The 302-nt window shown below is 48.0% G+C and carries 1 protein-coding gene; it reads left to right on the top strand.

Annotation, left to right across the window (positions count from 1 at the left end):
- Window positions 1-302 (top strand): P-loop NTPase (locus HC175_RS22790; RefSeq protein ID WP_168140056.1); only part of this gene is annotated, 302 nt, incomplete at both ends.

Raw genomic sequence — 302 nt, 5'->3', positions numbered from 1 at the left:
ACACCTCAAAATGTAGCTCTTGCCGATGCCCGTAAGGGAGTGGCAATGTTCCAGCAGGAGACCATTAATGTTCCTGTGCTGGGAATCATTGAGAATATGGCTTATTTTACTCCGGAAGAATTACCCGATAATAAATACTACATTTTTGGAAGGGAAGGAGCGAAGTTACTTGCCGAAGACCTGCAGGTGCCATTCCTGGGGCAAATTCCGTTGGTGCAAAGCATCAGGGAGGCCGGCGATATAGGACATCCTGCTGCTTTGCAGGAAGGAACTCCGCTTTCTGAAGCCTTTGAAGTGCTTAC

The organism is Salinimicrobium oceani (assembly GCF_012037645.1).
Note: the sequence above shows the minus strand (reverse complement) of the source record. Positions and strands in the feature narration are given on the sequence as shown.